Annotated in this window: 12 protein-coding genes; 8 read left to right on the top strand and 4 right to left on the bottom strand. The window is 72.6% G+C overall.

Going from position 1 to position 16,405, the window contains the following annotated elements:
- Nucleotides 1-88 precede the first annotated feature (88 nt).
- Both KB893_RS00100 and KB893_RS00105 read left to right on the top strand, forming a co-directional pair.
- Nucleotides 89-1,864: an alpha-amylase family glycosyl hydrolase gene (locus tag KB893_RS00100; protein ID WP_211925133.1), complete on the top strand. Its 1,776-nt coding sequence runs from the start codon at nt 89-91 to the stop codon at nt 1,862-1,864.
- Nucleotides 1,861-3,531: an alpha-amylase family glycosyl hydrolase gene (locus tag KB893_RS00105; RefSeq protein ID WP_338026808.1), complete on the top strand. Its 1,671-nt coding sequence runs from the start codon at nt 1,861-1,863 to the stop codon at nt 3,529-3,531. Before KB893_RS00100 ends, KB893_RS00105 begins: the two co-directional genes overlap by 4 nt.
- On the opposite strand, the gene KB893_RS00110 is transcribed toward KB893_RS00105, so the two are convergent.
- Nucleotides 3,532-4,554 (bottom strand): YeiH family protein, encoded by a 1,023-nt coding sequence (locus KB893_RS00110; RefSeq protein WP_211925134.1) that lies wholly within the window; start codon nt 4,552-4,554, stop codon nt 3,532-3,534.
- A 92-nt stretch (nt 4,555-4,646) separates the two neighbouring features.
- Here KB893_RS00110 and KB893_RS00115 point away from each other — a divergent pair, with 92 nt between their 5' ends.
- From KB893_RS00115 to budC, 3 genes are all read left to right on the top strand, one after another.
- Complete coding sequence (locus KB893_RS00115; RefSeq protein ID WP_213173284.1) at nt 4,647-5,591, top strand: LysR substrate-binding domain-containing protein; 945 nt, start codon at nt 4,647-4,649, stop codon at nt 5,589-5,591.
- Nucleotides 5,588-6,916, top strand: coding sequence for an MFS transporter (locus KB893_RS00120; RefSeq protein WP_211925136.1), 1,329 nt, complete (start codon nt 5,588-5,590; stop codon nt 6,914-6,916). Before KB893_RS00115 ends, KB893_RS00120 begins: the two co-directional genes overlap by 4 nt.
- A 121-nt stretch (nt 6,917-7,037) precedes the next feature.
- Entirely contained in the window at nt 7,038-7,805 is a 768-nt protein-coding gene (gene budC, locus KB893_RS00125) for a meso-2,3-butanediol dehydrogenase (RefSeq protein WP_211925137.1), read from the top strand.
- A gap of 45 nt (nt 7,806-7,850) precedes the next feature.
- On the opposite strand, the gene KB893_RS00130 is transcribed toward budC, so the two are convergent.
- From KB893_RS00130 to KB893_RS18635, 3 genes are read right to left on the bottom strand one after another with little or no spacing between them, the layout of a single operon-like run.
- Nucleotides 7,851-9,395, bottom strand: coding sequence for an FAD-dependent oxidoreductase (locus KB893_RS00130; RefSeq protein WP_211925138.1), 1,545 nt, complete (start codon nt 9,393-9,395; stop codon nt 7,851-7,853).
- Nucleotides 9,392-9,895: an AI-2E family transporter gene (locus KB893_RS18630; protein ID WP_338026809.1), complete on the bottom strand. Its 504-nt coding sequence runs from the start codon at nt 9,893-9,895 to the stop codon at nt 9,392-9,394. The genes KB893_RS00130 and KB893_RS18630 overlap by 4 nt, the downstream gene beginning before the upstream one ends.
- A complete protein-coding gene (locus tag KB893_RS18635; RefSeq protein WP_338026810.1) occupies nt 9,796-10,389 on the bottom strand; it encodes an AI-2E family transporter in 594 nt (197 codons plus the stop codon). The genes KB893_RS18630 and KB893_RS18635 overlap by 100 nt, the downstream gene beginning before the upstream one ends.
- Before the next feature lie 148 nt (nt 10,390-10,537).
- Here KB893_RS18635 and KB893_RS00140 point away from each other — a divergent pair, with 148 nt between their 5' ends.
- From KB893_RS00140 to KB893_RS00150, 3 genes are read left to right on the top strand one after another with little or no spacing between them, the layout of a single operon-like run.
- A complete protein-coding gene (locus KB893_RS00140) occupies nt 10,538-11,650 on the top strand; it encodes an efflux RND transporter periplasmic adaptor subunit (RefSeq protein ID WP_211925139.1) in 1,113 nt (370 codons plus the stop codon).
- A gap of 6 nt (nt 11,651-11,656) precedes the next feature.
- A complete protein-coding gene (locus KB893_RS00145; protein WP_211925140.1) occupies nt 11,657-14,758 on the top strand; it encodes an efflux RND transporter permease subunit in 3,102 nt (1,033 codons plus the stop codon).
- A complete protein-coding gene (locus KB893_RS00150) occupies nt 14,755-16,272 on the top strand; it encodes an efflux transporter outer membrane subunit (protein ID WP_211925141.1) in 1,518 nt (505 codons plus the stop codon). The genes KB893_RS00145 and KB893_RS00150 overlap by 4 nt, the downstream gene beginning before the upstream one ends.
- Nucleotides 16,273-16,405 lie beyond the last annotated feature (133 nt).

Below are 16,405 nucleotides of genomic sequence, written 5' to 3' on the forward strand. Positions count from 1 at the left end.
GCGGCTTCCCCCGCGCTTCAATCGACGATCACTTCCTCCCACCTAGAGTGCGTAGTCGACACGCGCAACGACAGGAGACGATCCAGCGATGAGCGAGAAGGCCAGGCCCTGGTGGCGCGACACGGTGATCAACCGCCGCGCATCGATTCTCGGTCCGGCCGACAGCCGTCGGCGCAAGGGCGAATGGTGGGACAGCGCGGTCATCTACCAGATCACGCCGTGGAGCTTCCAGGACAGCGACGGCGACGGCATCGGCGACCTGCAGGGCATCATCGAGCGGCTCGACTACATCGGCTCGCTGGGCGTCGACGCGATCTGGCTGACGCCGATCTTCGACTCGCCGATGGACGACCTCGGCTATGACGTCACCGGCATGCGCCACGTCTCGCCCCTGTTCGGCAGCATGGGCGACTTCCAGCGTCTTCTCGACCTGGCCCACGGTCGGGGCCTGCGCGTGGTGCTGGACATGGTCTGGAACCACACCTCCGACCAGCACCGCTGGTTCGTCGAGAGTCGCTCGAGCCGCGACAACCCCAGGGCGGACTGGTACGTGTGGGCAGACCCCGGTCCCGACGGCGGGCCGCCGAACAACTGGCTGTCGTCCTTCTCCGGCGAATCCGGCTGGCACTGGGAGGAGGCGCGCGGACAGTACTACTTCGCCAACTTCCTCAAGAGCCAGCCCGACCTCAACTGGTTCAACGAGGAGGTGCGCGCCGCGGTGCTGGAACGCGCGAAGTTCTGGCTCGATGCCGGCATCGACGGCATGCGCCTGGACGCGGTGAACTTCTTCTGCCACGACCCGGAGCTTGCCGACAACCCGCCGCGCGACAGGCAGGGCCCGCCGCCGGACGGCATCTCGCTGGACAACCCGCTCGCCGAGCAGATGTTCACCAACAGCTTCTGCCGCCCGGAGACGCTCGAACTGCTGGCGCCGCTGCGCGAACTCGTGGACGCCTACCCTGGCGTGATGCTGCTGGGCGAGGTGATCGAGGCCGACGACTCCATCCGCACCGCGGCCGACTACACCGCCGGCGACGACCGCCTGCACCTGGCCTACCATGGCGCGCTGCTGTTCAAGGAGCGCATGAGCGCAGGCAAGCTGCGCGAGGTGGTGCGGCGCGCGTTGGGCGCGTTCGGCGACAAAGGGGCCTGCTGGATCGTCGGCAACCACGACTTCGGCCGCCTGCATTCGCAGTGGAATGCGGCCGACGAGCATTATCCACCGGCTTTCTACCGGATGATGGCGGCGCTGCTGCTGGTGCTGCCCGGCGCGTTCTGCCTGTGGCAGGGCGACGAGCTGGGCCTCGGCGAGGCGCGCATCCCCGAGGACATCCCGCCGGAGAAGCTCAAGGACCCCTTCGGCAAAGCCATGTATCCGCGGCTCAACGGCCGCGACGGCTCGCGTACCCCGATGCCGTGGGACGACGGGCCGCAGTGCGGCTTCACCGCCGGCGACGCGCCGTGGCTGCCGATCCCGCAGGCGCACCGCGAGTGCAGCGTCGCCACGCAGCAGTCCAATCCCGGGTCCATCCTCAACCATTGGCGCGCCCTGCTGCGCTGGCGCCTGACCCAACCGGCGCTGCAGATGGGTACGACCCGCGTGCTCGACCTGGGCGACGAGCTGTTCGGCCTGCTGCGCGAGGAGACCGAGCAGCGCCTGCTGGCGATCTTCAACATCTCCGAACGGCCGGTGACGGTGGACCTGCGTGCCTACGGGCCGCTGTGCCCGGCGCAGGGGCTGGGTTACGGCCAGCGCGACGTGCTCGCCGATACCCTGGAACTCGAACCCTGGGGCGTGCTGCTGGCCGATGCCGAGGTGTCGGTGCCGGACGCCCCGGGCAAGGCGGAGGCCTGCGCATCGTGAGCGACGCATCCCTGCGCGACTGGCGCCGCGACGCCGTCATCTACCAGATCTATCCGCGCAGCTTCATGGATTCCGACGGCGACGGCGTCGGCGACCTCGGCGGCATCCGCGAGCGCCTGGGCCATGCCGCGGCGCTCGGCGCGGACGCGGTGTGGATCAGCCCGTTCGTGCGCTCGCCGATGAAGGACTTCGGCTACGACGTCAGCGACTACTGCGACATCGAGCCGATGTTCGGCGACCTGGCCGCGTTCGACGCGCTGGTCGCCGAGGCGCATGCGCTCGGCCTCAGGGTGCTGATGGACCAGGTCTGGAACCACACCTCCGACCGGCATCCCTGGTTCGTGGAGAGCCGCCGCGACCGCAGCAATCCGAAGGCGGACTGGTACGTGTGGGCCGACCCCGCCGCCGACGGCGGCCCGCCCAACAACTGGCGCGCGACCTTCGGCGGCAGCGCCTGGCAGTTCGACGAGACCCGCCGCCAGTACTACCTGCACAACTTCCTCGAATCGCAGCCCGACCTCAACTGGTACAACCCCGAGGTGCGCGCCGCGCTGATCGAGACCGGGCGCTTCTGGCTCGAGCGCGGCGTGGACGGCTTCCGCCTCGACGTCGTCAACTTCTACGCCCACGACCGCAGCCTCGCCGACAACCCCGCGCGCCCCGCCGACGCACCGCGGCCGGCCGGGGCGGGGCGCAGCGATCCCTATTTCGACTGGATCAACCGCGGCACCGTGTGCCGGCCGGAGACGCTGGAGCTGCTCGGCGAGCTGCGCGCGATGGCCGACGCCTATCCGGGCACGCTGCTGCTGGGCGAGATCTCCTCGGCCGAGGACGCGCTGCGCGACGCCGCCGGCTACGTCGCCGACGGCCGCCTGCACCTCGCCTACAACGCGGCCCTGGTCAGCGACGAGCCCTTCACCGCCGCCGGCCTGCACGACCTGCTCGCGCGCAGCCTCGAGCTGTTCCCGCACAACCGGCTGTGCTGGACCTTCGGCACCCACGACTTTCCCCGTCTCAAGGGGCGCTGGGCCGCGCACGGCCGCCGCGAGGAGGCGCTGGAGCGCCGCCTGGACGCGCTGCTGGCGGCGCTCCTGGTCGGCCTCCCGGGTGCCTGCTGCATCTACCAGGGCGACGAGCTCGGCCTGCCGCAGGCCCAGCTCGCGCTGGAGGACATGCGCGATCCCTACGGCATCGCCAACTATCCGCACATCCTCGGCCGCGACGGCTGTCGCACGCCGATGCCGTGGACCGACGAGGTGCCCAACGGTGGCTTCACCAGCGCGCGCCGGCCGTGGCTGCCGATGCCGGCCGAGCACCTCGCGCTCGCGGTGTCGCGGCAGGACGCCGATCCGCATTCGCTGCTCGCCGACTACCGGCGGATGCTGTGCTGGCGTCGCGACACGCCGGCGCTGCGCGGCGGCGAGACGACGCTCTTCGACGTGCAGGGCGAGGTGCTGGCGCTGGAGCGCGGCGACGGGCGCGGGCGGATCCTGTGCGCCTACAACTTCGGCCCGGAGCCGGCCGCGCTCGCGCTCGGCCGCCTGCACGACGCGGCGGCGTCCTACACGCTGTGCGCCGGGGTGTCGCCGGAGGTGGAGCTCGATGGCGACCGCCTGCGCCTGCCGCCATTCGGCGCTGCCTTCCTGCTCGCCCCGGAGAGCGCGTGATCAGATCTGGCCGGTGGCGAACTGCACCGCCAGGCCGCTGGCGGCCACCGCGACCCAGGTGCCCAGGCCCAGCAGGATGGGGCGGTGTCCTGCGGCCGCCATGCGGCGCAGGTCGGAGGACAGGCCGACCGCGGTCAGGCCGATCACGATCAGCACCTCGGCGAGCAGGTGGATGCCCGGCGTCCACGCCGCCGGCACCAGCCCGAGGCTGCGCAGCGCCGAGGCGGCCACGAACCACACGATGAACCACGGCACCACCCGCGACAGGCGGAAGCCCCCGCCGCCGGCGCGGCGCTGCCGCCATGCCATGACACCGGCCGCCACCAGGCAGACCGGAACGATCAGCGTGGCGCGGGTGAGCTTGACGATGGTGGCGTGGTCGCCGGCCCGGGCGCCGTAGCCGTAGGCGGCGGCCACCACCGACGAGGTGTCGTTGATCGCCGTCCCGGCCCACAGGCCGAAGCCGAGCTGCGACAGGTCGAGCAGGTGGCCGAGCGCCGGGAACAGCAGCACCGCGGCCAGGTTGAACAGGAAGATGGTCGACAGCGCGTAGGCCGTCTCGTGCTCGTCCGGGCGCAGGATCGGCGCCACCGCGGCGATCGCCGAGCCGCCGCAGATCGCGGTGCCGATGCCGATCAGCGCGACCAGCATGTTCGGCACCCGCAGCAGCCGGCCGAGCAGCAGCGCGGCGGCGAAGGCCGCGGTGGTGGTGACCAGGGTCACCGACAGCGAATCGAGCCCGGTGCGCGCCACCTGCCCGAGCCCGACGTTGAGCCCGAGCGCGACGATCGCCCACTGCAGCACGTTGCGCGCGGCGAAGGCGATGCCCGGACGCAGGGCGGCGTTCGCCCGGCGCAGCGTGGCGACCGCGATGCCGAGCAGGATGCCGAACACCGGTCCGCCGACGAGCGGGAACAGATGGCCGAGGCCGAGCGCGACGAGCGCCACTGCCGAGGCGAGTGCCAGCCCCGGCCAGCGCGGCGGGGCAGGCGGATCGGCGGCGACGGGTGCGGAAGCGGACATGACGGACCGGCGTGGAGACACGCGGAAGATCCTAGGTGCCGCATCCCGATAAGTCGCTTTGAAATGGCTTAGTCGATGAATAAGATCGGCTGATGATCGCGATCACCCCGCGCCAGCTCGAGGTGTTCGTCGCGGTGGCGCGCGGCGGCAGCGTGCGCGCCGGGGCGGAGCAGCTGCACCTGACCCAGCCGGCGGCGAGCATGGCCCTGGCCGAGCTCGAGCGCCTGCTCGCTGCACCGCTGTTCGACCGCGAGCGCGGGCGACTGCGGCTCAACGCGCGCGGGCGCGAGCTGCTGCCGCTGGCGCAGGAGGTCCTGGAACGCATGCAGGAGCTGGTGCGACGCGCCGGCGACCGCCCGGCGACCCTCGCCGGCACGCTGCGCCTGGGCACGAGCAACACCGTCGGCAACTATCGTATCGGTGAACTGCTCGGCGCCTTCGCCGCCGCGCATCCGCAGGTGGCGCTGCAGCTCCGGGTCGGCAACACCGACGCCATCGCCGCCGCGGTGCTCGCGCACGAGCTCGACCTCGGCTGCGTGGAGGGCCCGGTGTCGCATCCCGAACTCGAGCTGCGGCCCTGGCGCGACGACGCGCTGGTCGTCTGCGCGGCGGTGGCGCATCCGCTGGCGCGGCGGCGACGGCTGCGCGCGGAGCTGTTCGCCGACGCGCGCTGGATCGTACGCGAGCCGGGCTCGGCCACCCGCATCCAGGCCGAACGCGCGCTGGCGCAGTTGCCGCCGGGGAAGATCGCGATGGAGCTCGACCAGGTCGAGGCGATCAAGCAGGCGGTCGCCGCCGGACTCGGCATCGCCTGCCTGCCGGCGGTGGCGGTGGCCGATGCGGTCCGGGTCGGACGGCTCGCGGTGCTGCCGACGCCCTTCCTCGACCTGCGCCGGCGCCTGTGGCTGATCCTGCATCGCACGCGCTACCGTGGCGGGCTGATCGAGGCGTTCCTGGCGTCGCTGGCGCCGGGGGCGGAGGAGGCATCGGTCGCGGGATCGCCCCGGCGGCCGTCATCCGGAAAGGAGCAGCGATGAGCAAGCAGCCCGGCGTGGCCGGCAACGTGGTACGGGGGTCGCTCGGCAACCTGATCGAGTGGTACGACTGGTATGCCTATTCGGCCTTCGCGGTCTACTTCGCGAGGTCGTTCTTCGCGGAGGACGATTCCTCGCGCCTGCTGGAGACCTTCGCGGTGTTCAGCGTCGGCTTCCTGATGCGGCCGATCGGCGGCTGGTTCTTCGGCCGCTTCGCCGACCGCCACGGCCGCCGCGCCGCGCTGACCCTCAGCGTGCTGATGATGGGCGCGGGCTCGCTGATCATCACCTTCGCGCCGACCTACGCCTCGATCGGCATCGGCGCACCGGTGCTGCTGGTCCTGGCGCGCCTGTTGCAGGGCCTGTCGGTGGGCGGCGAGTACGGCACCTCGGCGACCTATCTCTCGGAGGTCGCCACGCCCTCGCGGCGCGGCTTCTATTCGAGCTTCCAGTACGTGACCCTGATCGCCGGCCAGCTCCTCGCCCTCGGCCTGCAGATCGCGCTGCAGCAGGTGCTCGACGAGGCGCAGATGAGCGCCTGGGGCTGGCGCATCGCCTTCGCCGTCGGCGCGGTGGGCGCGCTCACGGTGCTGTGGCTGCGCCGCGGCATGGCCGAGAGCAAGCCGCAGGCGACGGTCGACACGCTGACCGACCGCCGCGGCCGCACGCTTCGCGACGGCTCGCTCGCGCTGCTGTTCCGCTATCCGCGGGCCTTCTTCATGGTGCTGGGGCTGACCCTTGGCGGCACCGTCGCCTTCTACACCTACACCACCTACATGCAGCAGTTCATGGTCAACACCGTCGGCTTCGCCAAGCCCGACGTGGCGGTGGTCAACTTCCTCGCGCTGCTGGTGTTCATCGTGCTGCAGCCGCTCTACGGCGCGCTGTCGGACCGCATCGGGCGCAAGCCGCTGCTGGTGTTCTTCGGCATCGCCGGGACCCTCGGCACGGTGCCGATCCTGGGCACGCTCGCCGGAACGCAGTCGCTGCTGGCCGCCTTCGCGCTGATGCTGGCGGCGCTGGTGATCGTCGCCGGCTACACCTCGATCAACGCCATCGTGAAGGCCGAGCTGTTCCCCTCGAACGTGCGCGCGCTCGGCGTGGGCCTGCCGTACGCGATCGCCAATGCGGTATTCGGCGGCACCGCGCCGACGGTGGCGCTGTGGCTCAAGCGCATCGGCCACGAATCCTGGTTCTTCTGGTACGTCACCGCCTGCATCGCGGTCTCGCTGCTGGTCTACCTGTTCGGCTTCCGCAACCGCGCCGAGACGCACCTGGACCGCGACTTCGGCCACGCCTTCGCGCGGCGTCCGGCGCCCGTGGAGTAAGCCCCCGGACTCCGCACCCCCGGTTCCGTCACCTGGCCTTGGAGCCGCTCCGCCCAGCATGGGCGGCTCCAGCGTCGGCCGAGCGCGGGCGCGTCGTAGCAACAGCCAGGAGGACAGGCTCATGCGGTTCAACGACAAGGTGGTGATCGTCACCGGCGCGGCGTCCGGCATCGGCAGGGCGACCGCGGAGCGCTTTTCCGCCGAGGGCGCCAGGGTGGTGCTGGCGGACATCGACGCCGGCGCCCTCGAGGAGGTCGCCAAGGGGCTGCCGGCGGAGCGCACGCTCGCCCGCACCACGGACGTATCGAAGCAGGAGGACGTCGAGGCGCTGGTCGGGGCCGCGGTCGAGCGCTTCGGCCGGCTCGACGTGATCCACAACAACGCCGGGATCCTGGTGGAGGGCACGATCGCCGATACCAGCGCCGCCGACTGGCATCGCGCGATGGCGACCAATGTCGACGGCATGTTCTTCGGCGCCAAGGCCGCGCTGCCGCACCTGCGCAGGAGCAGGGGCTGCATCGTCAACACGGCCTCGGTGTCGGGGCTCGGCGGCGATGTCGGCATGGCCGCCTACAACGCCAACAAGGGCGCGATCGTGAACCTCACCCGCGCGATGGCGATCGACCACGGCCGTGAGGGCGTGCGCGTCAACGCGGTGGCGCCATCGCTCACCCGGACCGGGATGACCACCGACATCGTCTCCGACGCGAAGACGGTCGACGCCTTCACCGACCGCATCCCGATGAACCGCTACGGCGAGCCGGAGGACGTGGCGAAGGTGGTGCTGTTCCTGGCCAGCGACGATGCCGGCTTCGTCAACGGCGCGATCGTCCCGGTCGACGGTGGCCTGAGCGCGGCCAACGGGCAGCCGCTGTACGAGACCGAGTGAGGCGGCTCGGGCGGCGCGGCGCGTGCATCGACGCGCCGCGGCCGCTCAGCCGTAATGCGCGATCAGGTGCCGCGCGGTCGCGAGGTCGAGGCGGTCGCGCATCGCCCGGACCAATGCCGCGGTGACGCGCTCGCGCTGGCAGCCGACGGCGGCGACGACGGCGCCGTCGCGGTGCAGCAGGGCGACGAAGCGGTGCTCGGCGAGGTCGCCGTGGATCTCCACCCCGTCCCAGTTCCGGGCGTGGCCGAGATAGTCGTAGCGCTTGCCGAAGTGCTGGGTCCAGAAGAACGGCACCGCCTCGTACGCACGCGGCCGCTCCGGATCGAGCATGTTGCGCGCCGCGAGCCGCCCGTGCTGCTCGGCCAGGCGCCAGTGCTCGATGCGCAGCGCGCCATGGCCGGGCAGCGGGAAGCGCGCGATGTCCCCGGCGGCGTACAGGCCCGGGGCCGCGCAGAGGCCGGCGTCGACCGGGACGCCGCCGTCCTCGGCCAGCGCCACCCCGCGCAGCAGGGCGGTCGCCGGCCGCACGCCGATGCCGACCACGACCAGGTCGGCGAGCGCCTCGCCGCCGTCGGCGAGGCACACGCGTTCGACGCGGCCGCAGCCCTCGAACGCCACCGGCTCCGCCCCGGTCAGGAAGCGCACGCCGTGCGCGCCGTGGAGGCCCTTGATCGCCGCTGCGACCTCCTCGCCGAACTGGCGCGCGAAGGGCAGCGGATGGCGGCCGACGACGGTGACCCCGAGCCCGCGCTCGGTCAGCGCCGAGGCGCATTCCATGCCGATGAAGCTGTCGCCGATCACCACTGCGCGCCGGCCCGGCGCGGCATCGCGCAGCAGCGCCGCCGCATCGTCGCGGCTGCGCAGGGTATGCACGCCGGACAGATGCGCGCCGGGCAGGTCGAGGTTGACCGGGGTCGCCCCGGTGGCGAGGAGGGCGGCGTCGTAGTCGATGCGGCGGCCGTCGGCCAGCGCGATCTCGCGCGCCGCCGCGTCCACGGCCACCACCTCGGCCTCGATCCGCTCGATGTCGTGCGCCGCGAACCAGGCGTGCTCGCGGATCGGCGGGACGTCGTCCGGCGCCATCGCGCCGGCGGGAACGAATTTCGACAGCACGGTGCGGTCGTAGGGAGCGGCGCGCTCGCGCTCGACGATCACGATCCGGCCCGCGAAACCGAACTCGCGCAGCGCCGCTGCTGCGGCGGTGCCCGCGGTGCCGCCGCCGACGATCGCGAAGCGGCGCGCGTCGCCGCCGCGGCGCGCATGCACGGTCGCCGCCGCACGCGGCGTGGGGTCGAGGTGGACGAGGCCATCGCGGACCTCGACGTCGTACCGGCGCAGTCCGTCGAGCGCCGCCGGTTCGCACAGGCCGCCGTCCTCGATCCGGAACTGCGCCTTGTGCCACGGACACACCAGGCGCCCTGCGCAGACGGCTCCGCCTTCCAGCGGTGCGCCGGCGTGGGGACAGTCCGCCTGGTAGGCGAACACGGCATCGCCGCGGCGCAGCAGCAGGACCTCGGTGTCGCCGATGCGCACGCGGGTGCCGTGGTGCTCGGGCAGCGCGTCCAGGCGGGCGACGGCGCAGCGGCTCACGACGCTTCCCCGGGCACGTCGGTGTCCTCGCCGAGCGTCTCGCGCACGTACAGGCGCTTGACCAGCACGAAGATCACGACCGTCAGCGGCGCGGCGAGCAGCACGCCGAGCACGCCGAACAGCAGGCCGGCGCCGATCAGGGCGAACAGCAGCAGGGCGGGCGGCAGTTCGACCGCGCGCTGCTGCACCAGGGGCTGCAGCAGGTTGCCCTCGATCTGCTGGACCACGAGATACAGCAGCGTGGTGAGCAGGCCGGTGCGCGGGTCGACGGTGAGCGCGAGCAGGATCGCGGGCACCGCGGCGGCGATCGGCCCGACCAGGGGGACGAAATCCAGCAGCGTCGCGATGATCGCCAGGCCCAGCGCGGCGGGCACGCCCAGCGCCCACAGGCCCAGCCCGGTCAGCACCCCGACCGCCAGCATGGCGACGGCCTGCCCGCCCAGCCACAGCCGCAGCGCGCGGCCGCTGTCGGCGAGCGCCTCGGCCGCCGGTGCACGCACGGCTGCGCCGCGAGGTAGACCGCGCCGACCAGCACCACCAGCAGATTGGCGATGCCGCCGCCGAACGACATGGCCAGGGTGCCCGCGCGCGAGACCACTTCCGACACGGCATCGCCGAGGCCGCCGACCGAATCCTGCAGGGCCGAGCCGAGATCCGACTGCGCCAGCCGCTGCTGCAGCGCGGCCCAGGCCGCGGGAAGGGTGTCCTGCAGGGTGCGCAGCTCGCGCCCGAGCTGTGCGCCGAAGGCCCAGCCGGCGGCCACCAGCGCGACGCCGAGCGCCACCACCACCAGCACCAGGGCGACGCCCTCGGACAGCCGCGTGTGCCGCGCGAGGGGGCCTGCGAGCGCGTTCAGCACGATCGCGACCACGATGGCGGCGAACACCAGGATCAGCAGACTCGACAGCGTCCACAGCACCAGCGCCAGCGCCACGAGCGCGAGCGCGATCACGATCCGCTCGATGAAGACGCGATGGTCCGAGGCCGCGGCCATGCGGTTCCCCTGTGCGATGTCCGGCACCCATTGGAGCGGGGGCGGCGGCAAGGCCGCGTCACCGACCGCACGCCGGCGTACGTTCACCGCCCGCTGATGCCGCGGCCGCTACACCTGCGGACTTTGTCCGCGTCCCGATGGAGATCCGATGCAGCGCAGCCACTCCCTGCCGCGGCACCACGCCCGCGCGTGGCGCTTCCGTGCCGCGCATGGCCGTTGCGGGGGAAGCGTGGCGCTGTGTCTGGCTCTCCTCGCCTGCGGCGGCGAGCCGCCGCCGCCGCAGGGGCCGCGCCCGGTCGTCGTCGAGCACCCGCAGACCGCGCGCAGCCAGCGGCAGACGCTGGACTATTCAGGGCGGGTCGAGGCGGCGGAGGGCACGCAGCTTTCGTTCCAGGTGAGCGGTCGCGTGGAGACGATCCATGTCCGCGACGGCGAGGACGTCGAGCGCGGCGAGCTGCTCGCCGAGCTCGACGACACCGACTACCGCGTGCGGCTGCGCGAGGCCATGGTCAACGAACGCACCGCGGCGGCCGACTTCGCCCGCCGCAGCCAGCTCGAGGAGGAGGGCATCCTCTCGCCGGCCGCGCTCGAACAGTCGCAGGCGCAGCTCGCCTCGGCGCGCGCGGCGCGCGAACAGGCCGAGCGCCAGGTCGCCTACACCCGCCTGGAGGCGCCCTACGACGGCCGCGTCGCCCGCAGCGAGGTCGAGGAGGGCGTGGTGGTGCAGGCCGGGCAGCCGATCTTCACCATGCAGGACAGCGGGATCGTGGAGATCGCGGTCGACGTGCCGGAAACCGACGCGGCGCGACTCGACTTCGACGCCGGCCTCGCTGCGACCGGACGCGTGCTCGCGGCCGAGGGCCAGCCGGCGATGGAGCTGCGCTACCACGAGCACGCCACCGTCCCCGAGCAGCAGTCGCGCACCTACCGTCTGGTGCTGCGCGGCGTGCCGCCGGAGGGCGTCAACCTGCTGCCCGGCATGGCGGTGCGGGTGTCGATCCCGGATCCGAACCCGCCGGAGCTCGGTCCCGGCCGTGCCCGCGTGCCGCTGGCGGCGGTGCTGACCGACGAGGGCGGCCGGTCGGTGGTCTGGACCGTCGCCGCCGACGGCAGCGCGCATCCGGTCGCGGTCGAGCTGGTGCAGGTCGACGAGGGCGCGGCGCTGGTCGGAGGCGATCTCGATGCCGACGCGCGCGTGGTCGTGGCCGGCGCGCGCATGCTGCACGAGGGGCAGCAGGTCGAGCCGCGGATGCGGGACTGACCGCGCATGGACATCGCGCGCTACTCGATCCGCCACCCGGTCAACGTCTGGCTGCTGGTCCTGGTCTGCCTCGTCGGCGGCCTGTTCGCCTACTTCAACATCGAACGCCTGGAGGATCCCGAGTTCACGATCAAGGAGGCGATCGTGACCACGATCTACCCCGGTGCCAGCGCCGAGGAGGTCGAGACCGAGGTCAGCGACGTGCTGGAGGGCGCCGTGCAGCAGATGGCGCAGCTCAAGGAGGTGCGGACCCAGTCGATGGCCGGCTACTCCGAGATGCGCATCGAGATCCGCGACAGCTTCCGCAGCGAGGACATCCCGCAGATCTGGGACGAGCTGCGGCGCAAGATCAACGATGCGCAGGGCCAGCTGCCGCCGGGCGCGCAGCCGTCGACGGTCAACGACGACTTCAGCGACGTCTACGGCATCTACTACGCGCTGACCGGCGACGGCCTGACCCGCAGCGAGCTCAACGAGGTCGCCAAGGACCTGCGCCGTGGCCTGATCACGGTCGACGGCGTCGGCCAGGTCGAGATCGCCGGCGCGGTCGACGAGCAGTTCGTGATCTCGATCCCGCAGGCGCGGCTGGCGGCGCTGCGCATCGCGCCGGAGGAGATCGCCGGCGCCATCGGCGACGCCGACCGCGAGCTCTACGCCGGCGGCCTGCGCAGCGGCGACCTGTTCCTGCGCGTCAGTCCGACCGGCGCCTACGACTCGATCGAGGCGATCCGCCAGCTGCCGGTCGGCCGCGGCGAATCGCGCGTGGTGCTCGGCGACATCGCCACGGTCAGCCGCGAACCGGTCGAGCGTCCGAACCAGCTCATCCGCTGGGACGGCAGGGAGGCGATCACCATCGGCATCGCCGGGCTGCCGTCGGTGAACATCGTCGACGTCGGCGCCAACGTCGACCGCGCGCTGAAGCAGTTCGAGGGCCGGATCCCGCTGGGCGTCGAGCTGCATCCGATCTACCAGCAGCCGCAGGTGGTCGACGAGGCGGTCTCGGGCTTCGCGCTCAACGTCGGCGAGTCGCTGGCCATCGTCATCGCCGTGCTGTGCCTGGTGATGGGCTGGCGCGCGGGCGTGATCATCGGCGCGATCCTGCTGCTCACCGTCGGCGGCACGCTGCTGGCGATGTACATGCTCGGCCTCGAGCTCGAGCGGGTCTCGCTGGCGGCGCTGATCATCGCCATGGGCATGCTGGTGGACAACGCGGTGGTGATCTGCGACGGCATGCAGGTGCGCCTGCGCCAGGGCATGTCGGCGCTGCGCGCGGCGAGCGAGTCGGTGCGGTTGACGCAGTGGTCGCTGCTGGGCGCGACCATCATCGGCATCCTCGCCTTCGCCGGCATCGGCCTGTCGCAGGACACCACGGGCGAGTTCATGTTCTCGCTGTTCATGGTGATCCTGATCTCGCTCCTGCTGAGCTGGGTGCTGGCGGTGAGCGTGGTGCCGCTGTTCGGCTACCGCTGGCTGGTGACCGGCGACCAGCGGCGCGAGGACGGGGACGGGGACGGGGACGGCGAGGACCGCGACGGCGGCGCGGAATCGCCGTATCAGGGGCGCATCTACGATCGCTTCCGCGGCATCGTCGGCCGCAGCCTCGCGCACCGCGGGCTGACCGTCGGCGCGGCGGCGCTGCTGACCGTGCTGTGCGTGGTGGGCTTCGGCTTCCTGCCGCAGTCGTTCTTCCCGCCGTCGTCGACGCCGATGGCCTTCATCGACGTCGAGACCCGCCAGGGCAGTGACATCCGCGCCACCTCCGACGCGCTGGCGCGGGTCGAGGACTACGTGCGCGAGACCTTCCCGGAGATCCAGCACCGGGTGAGCTTCGTCGGCCAGGGCGCGTCGCGCTTCATGCTGACCTATGCCCCGGAGACTCCGGAGCCGTCGTACGGCCAGATCATCGTGCTGGTCGAGGAGGCGGACGTGCTGGAGGACATCCTCGACCGCTTCAACACCGAGGCGCCGGAGCGCTTCCCCGACCTGCAGCTGCACGGCGAGCGGGTGGTGTTCGGCTCCAATCCCGAGGCGCGCGTCGAGGCGCGTTTCAGCGGCCCGTCGTACGAGGAGCTGCGGCGCCTGTCCGCGCAGGCGCAGCGGATCATGAAGGCCGACGGTGGCCTGGTGAACGTGCGCGACGACTGGCGCCAGCGCGAGATCGTGCTGCGCCCGCAGCTCGACCTGCGGCGCATGGCCGACGCCGGCATGAGCCGCCAGGACGTCGCGCAGGCGCTGGCGATGGCCACCGCCGGCGTGCAGGTCTCGGTGCTGCGCGATGGCGACGAGCAGCGCCCGCTGATGCTGCGCGCCCCCGACGCCGAACGCGCCGACGCCGACGAACTGCCGCGACGGCTGGTGTGGAGTTCCGGCGCGCAGCGCTACGTGCCGCTGGCGCAGGTCGCCGACGGCGTCGAGGCCGTCCAGCAGGAGGCCCTGATCCACCGCCGCGACCGCGAACGCACCATCGCCGTCCGCGGCGAGCCGGCGGTGGGCCTGCAGGCGAACGAGGCGCACAGGCGCATCAAGGAGGAGATCGAGGCGATGCAGCTACCGCCGGGCTACAGCATGCAGTGGGGCGGCGAGTACGAGGAATCCGGCGATGCGCAGAGCGCGCTCATGAGCACGCTGGCGCTGCCGTATCTGGGCATGCTGCTGGTGACCGTGCTGCTGTTCGCCCGCGTCAGGCAGCCGGTGGTGATCTGGCTGGTGGTGCCGATGGCGATCTGCGGCGTCACCATCGGCCTGGCGGTCAGCGGGCAGCCGTTCGGCTTCGTCGCGCTGCTCGGCCTGCTGAGCCTGACCGGCCTGCTGCTGAAGAACGCGATCGTCCTGGTCGAGGAGATCGACCGCCAGATCGACGAGGGCGTGCCGCGGCATACCGCGGTCGTGGAGGCCACCACCAGCCGCCTGGTGCCGGTGACCATGGCCGCCGGCACCACGGTGCTGGGCATGGTGCCGCTGCTGTTCGACGCGCTGTTCGCCTCGATGGCGGTGACGATCATGGGCGGCCTCGCGTTCGCCACCGTGCTGACCCTGGTGGTGGTGCCCTGCCTGTACGCGCTGTTCTTCCGGGTGCACGGCGACGAGACCGCGGAGGCGCGGGCATGAGGCGCGTCACCGCATTCGCGGCGGCGGCCGCCGTCGCGCTCGCCGCCTGCAGCACGCCGCCGGTGCGCGAGCTGCCGCCGCTGCCGGATCGCTACTTCACCGCCGCGCCGGGCGCGGCGGACGCGCGCGATCCGGCGGCGCTCGCCGACTGGTGGCAGGCCTTCGACGACCCGCCGCTGACCGAGCTCGTCCGCACCGCACTGGCGCGCAATCTCGACGTGCAGTCGGCGCTGGCCGACATCCGCCTCGCGCGCGCGCAGCTGCGCCAGGCGCGCTCGGCGCTGTACCCGCGGCTGGACGTGGCCGGGCAGGGCAGCCGCCAGTTCATCGACACCGAGCGCCTCGCCGACAGCGCGATCGGGCAGCAGTTCGGCTTCGAGGAGGACGAGGTCAACTTCGACATGTGGCAGCTCGCCCTGCAGGCGGAGTGGGAGATCGACCTGTTCGGCGCCAACCGCCTGCGCGCCGAGGCCGGTCGCACCCAGCTCGGCTCGGCGCAGGCGCAGCTGGTCGCGACCCGGCTGGCGGTGGCGTCCAACCTCGCCCAGGGCTACGTGCAGGCGCGCGCGCTGATCGCGCAGCGCGCGATCCTCATCGAGAGCATCGAGGTCGCGCGCGAACTGGAGCGCGTGGCGGATGCGCGCTTCCGCCTCGGCGAAGTCACCCGCCTCGACGTCGAGGCCGCGGCCGCGCAGCGGGCCGGCATCGAGGCCAGCCTGGGCGACATCGACGCCTCCCTCGCGCAGGCGACCTTCGCCCTCGACACCCTGATCGACCGCCCGCCCGGCACGGTGCGCGCGCGCCTGGCGGACGAGGGCAGGGTGCCGCTGGCCGACGCGGTGGTTCCGCGCGGGCAGCCGGTCGACCTGCTGCGGCGCCGTCCCGACGTGATCGCCGCCGCCGCCGGGCTGGAGGCCGCCGAACTGCAGGCCCTGGCGAGCCGGCGCGACCTGTTCCCCAAGATCGGCCTCAGCGCCGCCCTCGGGCGCACCGGGCTCGGCCTCGGCGAGTTCTCCGCCGCCTCCGACCTGAAGTCGCTGTCCGGGCAGGTGAGCGTGCCCTGGTTCGACTTCGGCGCCCGCCGCGCCGCCATCGACCTGGCCGACGCGCAGGCCGACAGCGGCTACGTCGCCCTGCGCCAGGCGCTGGCCGGCGCGCTGGAGGACGTCGAGGTCGCCAGCGCCCAGCTCGACGCGCGCCGCGCCCAGCTCGCCGCCCGGCGCGAGACGCGGGAACGGGCGCAGACCGCCTGGCGGATGGCGCGGCGGACCTACGAGGTCGGGCTCGCCAACCTCGCCGACGTGCTGGACGCGCAGAATGGCCTGCTCGACGCGCGCCGCCAGCTGCTCGACACCGAGCGCGCGCTGGCCCTGGCGCAGATCGCCCTCTACGTCGCCCTCGGCGGTGGCTGGAACCCGCACCCCGATGCCCCCGACGGCGTCGAGGCCGTCCGCCAGGACCTGCAGTCCGAGCCCGTCCCCGACCGCATCCGCCGTCCCGAGCCCACCCCGTAGGCGTGGCGCCTGTAGGAGGGGCTTCAGCCCCGACCGTGGCGAGACGGCGGTTGCGATGAAGCGGGAACCGGGAATCGGGAATCGGGAATCGGGACCCGAAGCCCAGCACGTCACCCCGTCCCATTCCCCCGTA

The organism is Coralloluteibacterium stylophorae, assembly GCF_018122625.2.
Lineage (GTDB): Bacteria > Pseudomonadota > Gammaproteobacteria > Xanthomonadales > Xanthomonadaceae > Coralloluteibacterium > Coralloluteibacterium stylophorae.

What these genes read in the sequence shown, in the direction of transcription:
- KB893_RS00100 (WP_211925133.1), top strand. Translation starts at nt 89, where the DNA reads ATGAGCGAGAAGGCCAGGCCCTGGTGGCGCGACACGGTGATCAACCGC.
- KB893_RS00110 (WP_211925134.1), bottom strand. Translation starts at nt 4,554, where the DNA reads ATGTCCGCTTCCGCACCCGTCGCCGCCGATCCGCCTGCCCCGCCGCGC.
- budC (WP_211925137.1), top strand. Translation starts at nt 7,038, where the DNA reads ATGCGGTTCAACGACAAGGTGGTGATCGTCACCGGCGCGGCGTCCGGC.
- KB893_RS00150 (WP_211925141.1), top strand. Translation starts at nt 14,755, where the DNA reads ATGAGGCGCGTCACCGCATTCGCGGCGGCGGCCGCCGTCGCGCTCGCC.
- KB893_RS00120 (WP_211925136.1), top strand. Translation starts at nt 5,588, where the DNA reads ATGAGCAAGCAGCCCGGCGTGGCCGGCAACGTGGTACGGGGGTCGCTC.
- KB893_RS18635 (WP_338026810.1), bottom strand. Translation starts at nt 10,389, where the DNA reads ATGGCCGCGGCCTCGGACCATCGCGTCTTCATCGAGCGGATCGTGATC.
- KB893_RS00115 (WP_213173284.1), top strand. Translation starts at nt 4,647, where the DNA reads ATGATCGCGATCACCCCGCGCCAGCTCGAGGTGTTCGTCGCGGTGGCG.
- KB893_RS00140 (WP_211925139.1), top strand. Translation starts at nt 10,538, where the DNA reads ATGCAGCGCAGCCACTCCCTGCCGCGGCACCACGCCCGCGCGTGGCGC.
- KB893_RS00145 (WP_211925140.1), top strand. Translation starts at nt 11,657, where the DNA reads ATGGACATCGCGCGCTACTCGATCCGCCACCCGGTCAACGTCTGGCTG.